General features: G+C 31.1%; 3 protein-coding genes and 1 pseudogene. All 4 read left to right on the top strand.

Annotated elements, in window-relative coordinates; genetic code table 11:
• Positions 1–325: 325 nt before the first annotated feature.
• Entirely contained in the window at positions 326–1,444 is a 1,119-nt protein-coding gene (locus CD127_RS10190; RefSeq protein WP_103366633.1) for a citrate synthase, read from the top strand.
• Between the two features lie 50 nt (positions 1,445–1,494).
• Positions 1,495–2,763, top strand: coding sequence for an NADP-dependent isocitrate dehydrogenase (gene icd, locus CD127_RS10185; RefSeq protein WP_103298701.1), 1,269 nt, complete (start codon positions 1,495–1,497; stop codon positions 2,761–2,763).
• Between the two features lie 372 nt (positions 2,764–3,135).
• Positions 3,136–3,846 (top strand): response regulator transcription factor, encoded by a 711-nt coding sequence (locus tag CD127_RS10180; protein ID WP_103299175.1) that lies wholly within the window; start codon positions 3,136–3,138, stop codon positions 3,844–3,846.
• Positions 3,846–4,231 (top strand): annotated as a pseudogene (locus CD127_RS10175) (two-component system histidine kinase PnpS); the annotation flags it as partial. The gene CD127_RS10180 and the pseudogene CD127_RS10175, both read left to right, overlap by 1 nt.

The following is a 4,231-nucleotide window of genomic DNA, read 5'->3' as shown; positions in this document are numbered from 1 at the left end:
TTAATATTTATTATGCACTTATATAACCAATTCGACAATTATTTTTATAATATTTTCTAAAAATTCCTTTAATATTTAGTTAACAAATTGTAATCATTCATGATAAAAAAATAAAATTTTCAATATTTTCTTACTAATTACATTATAATATGAAGCATAAAGCCAATGATAACGGGAATTATAGGTTATAGAAGATATATAATAGCGAGATATATTCACTTTTATTCGCTTGTGAAAAAATATATATTCATTCACAAAATTTCGACAATTAGCTATAATGTTCTTGAAAGCCATTACATTAAGTTAAAGAAAAGGGGAATTGCTTATGGCAGAATTACAAAAAGGTTTAGAAGGGGTAATTGCAGCTGAAACTAAAATCAGTTCAATTATTGAAAGTCAATTAACATATGCGGGCTATGATATTGACGACTTAGCAGAACATGCGCAATTCGAAGAGGTTGTATTCCTTTTATGGAATTATAGACTACCTACTCAAGATGAATTAGATGAATTAAAAGAAAAATTAAATAAATATATGACATTAAACCCAAGAGTGTATAAACACTTTGAAGAATACGCAACTGATAATGTACATCCAATGACAGCATTACGTACATCAGTTTCTTATATTGCACACTTTGATCCAGATGCGGAAGATGAAACAGAAGAGAACCGTAAAGAAAGAGCGATTCGTATTCAAGCTAAAATCGCATCATTAGTTACTGCATTTGCTCGTGTGCGTGATGGTAAAGAACCTGTAAAACCTAACCCTGAGTTAAGTTATGCAGCTAACTTCTTATATATGTTAAGAGGGGAATTACCAACTGATACAGAAGTTGAAGCATTCAATAAAGCATTAGTTTTACATGCTGACCATGAACTTAATGCTTCAGCATTTACAGCTCGTTGTGCAGTTTCTTCATTATCTGATATGTATTCAGGTATCGTAGCAGCTGTTGGTTCTTTAAAAGGACCTTTACATGGTGGTGCAAACGAACAAGTTATGAATATGTTATCTGATGTTAAATCAGTTGATGAAGTAGATGCTTATTTAGATGAAAAATTCAAAAATAAAGACAAAATCATGGGCTTCGGACATCGTGTATATAAAGATGGAGATCCCCGTGCTAAATACTTACGTGAAATGAGTCGTAAAATCACTTCTGAAACAGGAAGAAGCGAATTATATGACATTTCAATTGCTATTGAAAAACGTATGCGTGAGGAAAAAGGTATTATTCCTAACGTAGACTTCTTTAGTGCAACTGTATATCACAGTATGGATATTCCACATGATTTATTTACACCAATTTTCGCAGTGAGCCGTACTTCTGGATGGACTGCTCATATTCTTGAACAATATCGTGATAACAGAATTATGAGACCGCGTGCAAAATATATTGGTGAAAAAAATCGTAAATATTTATCAATCGAAGAAAGATAAATTAATTTATTAAAATGATTTAATCATAGTTAATCTTGGAGGTTAAAGTTATGTCAGCAGAAAAAATTACTAGAGCGAATGAAGGATTAAACGTACCAAATGAACCAATCATCCCATTTATTATTGGTGATGGTATTGGACCAGATATCTGGAAAGCAGCAAGTCGTGTTATTGACGCTGCAGTTGAAAAAGCGTATAACGGTGAAAAACGTATTGAGTGGAAAGAAGTTTTAGCTGGTCAAAAAGCTTATGATGAAACTGGCGAATGGTTACCACAAGAAACGTTAGATACGATTAAAGAATATTTAATCGCTATCAAAGGGCCTTTAACTACACCAATTGGCGGAGGAATTCGTTCACTTAACGTTGCTTTACGTCAAGAATTAGACTTATTTACTTGTCTACGTCCTGTACGTTGGTTCAAAGGTGTACCTTCACCAGTTAAACGTCCTCAAGACGTTGATATGGTTATCTTCCGTGAAAATACTGAAGATATTTATGCTGGTATCGAATTTAAAGAAGGTACTGAAGAAGTTAAGAAAGTCATCGATTTCTTACAAAATGAAATGGGTGCTACTAATATCCGCTTCCCAGAAACTTCAGGTATTGGTATTAAACCAGTCTCTAAAGAAGGAACTGAACGTTTAGTAAGAGCTGCAATTCAATACGCTATTGATAATGATCGTAAAGCTGTGACTTTAGTTCATAAAGGTAACATTATGAAATTCACTGAAGGTTCATTTAAACAATGGGGTTATGATGTAGCACATAATGAATTTGCAGATAAAGTCTTTACATGGCAACAATATGATGAAATTGTTGAAAAAGATGGTAAAGATGCTGCAAATGAAGCACAAAACAAAGCTGAACAAGAAGGTAAGATTATCATTAAAGACTCAATTGCTGATATCTTCTTACAACAAATTTTAACTCGTCCAGCTGAACATGATGTAGTTGCTACTATGAACTTAAATGGTGACTATATTTCAGATGCTTTAGCGGCACAAGTTGGTGGTATTGGTATCGCTCCAGGTGCTAATATTAACTATGAAACTGGACACGCAATTTTCGAAGCAACACATGGTACTGCGCCTAAATACGCAAACTTAAATAAAGTTAACCCTTCATCAGAATTATTAAGTTCTGTATTAATGCTTGAACATTTAGGATGGCAAGAAGCGGCTGATAAAATCACTGATGCTATTGAAGCAACAATCGCTTCAAAAATCGTCACTTATGACTTTGCTCGCTTAATGGATGGTGCTAAAGAAGTTTCTACTTCTGAATTTGCTGATGAACTTATTAAAAATTTAAAATAATAATATAAGTATTGAGATAAGGCTGGGACAAAATGTAATGTCCTAGTCTTATTTAACATTTTAGCAGTAGCTAACTGAATTGAAACTGCACTTATATTAAGTTTTTTTCAATTCTAGTTATCTTTGCTGGGGCAGAACGACGAAATTATTTTAATTTCTGTTCTGCTCCCTTTTTTGAATAATTTTAAAAAATTATATTTTTACGACTAAATTTGTTAATATTAAGTTAAGGTTAGTAAAATAATTTCTTAATAAATAGAAAATATTATATTAATTGTTAAGTTTATGTAAATTTAATATGTGGTATGTTATTTTTATTTGAACTTCAGTTATAATGTATTTGAATGTTATTTCTAATCAGGGAGGCACATTATGTCACAAAAAGTATTAGTGGTGGATGACGAGCAATCCATTGTAACTTTACTAAAATATAATCTTGAAACAGCCGGTTACATCGTAGAAGTTGCTTACGATGGTGAAGAGGCACTTGAAAAAGTAAATGAAGTTCAACCTGAACTGATTGTTTTAGATGTAATGTTACCGAAAAAAGATGGAATTGAAGTTTGTAAGACGATTCGTTCTGACAAAAACTTAGTTCCAATTTTAATGTTAACAGCTAAAGATGATGAATTCGATCGCGTATTAGGGTTAGAATTAGGCGCAGACGACTACATGACTAAACCTTTTTCACCAAGAGAAGTAGTAGCGAGAGTTAAAGCTATACTTAGAAGATCGAAGTTTGCTAGTGAAGTAGAAAAAGATGACGTAGATGAAGAAGATATTGTTATTGAAAATATTAGAATCAGACCGGAATTCTTTGAAGTTTATAAAGACGATGAATTATTAGAATTAACACCTAAAGAATTTGAATTACTTTTATATCTAATCGAAAGACAAGGACGAGTAATTACAAGAGAACATATGCTTAATTCAGTTTGGAATTACGAATTTGCTGGAGATTCAAGAATAGTTGATGTACATATTAGTCACTTAAGAGATAAATTAGAAGAAAATCCTAAGCAACCTAAATTAATTAAAACTGTACGTGGTTTAGGTTATAAATTAGAAAGACCTAAAGGTTAATGTTAAAGTTTCATCATAGATTACTTCTTTTATTAAGTACAATCACGATTATCAGTTTTATAGGTTTAGGAGCCATTTTACATCATACGATTTATCAAATCTTATCTACTACGCAAAGTGCTGAATTAAACCATATTTCTGAAAATTTTATAAAATTAAATAATCAAAAGGATAATAAAGAAATTACTAATGTTGCTTCTGACCGACATTTAACGGTTTATATTTATAAAGATGGCAATAATATTTATAAATTAGGCAATCATCAAAATTTTAATAAAAATATAGATAATGCTGCTAATCCATCTGAAATTATTTATAATAATGAAAATGGAAAATTAAGATATACATTTAAACATACTATTAATGATAAAACGATATACATAAG

The organism is Staphylococcus petrasii, from assembly GCF_002902565.1.
Lineage (GTDB): Bacteria > Bacillota > Bacilli > Staphylococcales > Staphylococcaceae > Staphylococcus > Staphylococcus petrasii.
This window is presented reverse-complemented; position numbering and strand designations above follow the sequence as displayed.

Bases quoted from the DNA above. Each gene is read 5' to 3' on its own strand.
- CD127_RS10180 (WP_103299175.1), top strand. From the start codon at position 3,136: ATGTCACAAAAAGTATTAGTGGTGGATGACGAGCAATCCATTGTAACT.
- CD127_RS10190 (WP_103366633.1), top strand. From the start codon at position 326: ATGGCAGAATTACAAAAAGGTTTAGAAGGGGTAATTGCAGCTGAAACT.
- icd (WP_103298701.1), top strand. From the start codon at position 1,495: ATGTCAGCAGAAAAAATTACTAGAGCGAATGAAGGATTAAACGTACCA.